Source organism: Streptomyces alkaliphilus (assembly GCF_014141535.1).
Classification (GTDB): Bacteria; Actinomycetota; Actinomycetes; order Streptomycetales; family Streptomycetaceae; genus Streptomyces; species Streptomyces alkaliphilus.
This window is the reverse complement of the sequence record NZ_VKHT01001476.1, coordinates 1-874: the sequence shown is the minus strand read 5'-3', so window position 1 is coordinate 874 and position 874 is coordinate 1. Positions and strand designations below refer to the sequence as shown.

Here is an 874-nt window from a genome sequence, read left to right as displayed (position 1 = left end):
GGCCTCCCCGGCGTCCGCCGGGATGAAACGGGACAGGTTCTTCGGCACCCCGACGCGGACCCTTCCCCCGTCGCCCCCGTCGTCCTCCCGGTAACGCCACTCGAAGGGCAGGCCGCGCGCGGTCGCCGGGTCCGGACCGTCCATGAGCTGGACGTGGAGATGGGGCTCGGTGGAGTTGCCCGAATTCCCGCACTCCGCGATCGGCCGGCCCGCCGTCACCCGGTCCCCGGCGGTCACCCGGATCGAACCGCGCCGCAGGTGCGCCATCGCCGCGTACACGCCGTTCCCGAGGTCGATGACCACGTGATTGCCGAACAGGTGGCGGGTGCGTCCCATGCTCCGCGCGAAACCCTCCGGGAACATCAGGCCCAGCCCCGGCAGGGAGGTCCGGGTGAGATGGTCGCGCTGCCCGTCCACCGCTCGCACCACCACGCCGTCACCCGGCGCCAGGATCGGTCTGCCGAAGGCGGGGTAGTCCTCCGGCCTCCGGAAAGCCGGCAGGAACCACCGGAACGGGGGAGTGGGAACCTCCCCGTCCTCCGCCGACCGGGGGTGATGGGTCAGGTCGATGGCGTAGGTCTGCGCGTGCCGATGGGTGTGACTCGGCACCTTGTCGGCCGGGCCGTTCACCGCCCGCCAACGGCCGGCCACCGGGATCCGCACCGGGGTCGGGGGGTGCTCGCCGCGCGGCCTCTGGTACGCCCCCAGCAGGAGGTTCCCCAACACCCCCAGGAGCACCAGCGCGACGCCGGTGAACCACAACGGGCCCGGGCCCCGGCCGTTGACCAGGATGCAGAGCGCGCCCACGCCCATGACCACGCCGTGGTACTTCATCGCACGCACGGGCAGGGGTGGTCGTTTCGCCGGTGGGGAG

General features: G+C 72.9%; 1 protein-coding gene. It reads right to left on the bottom strand.

What is annotated here, in order from left to right; genetic code table 11:
* Positions 1 to 834: M23 family metallopeptidase (locus FNQ90_RS25190; protein WP_182608427.1), on the bottom strand; the 834-nt coding region annotated here is incomplete at its 3' end.
* Positions 835 to 874 lie beyond the last annotated feature (40 nt).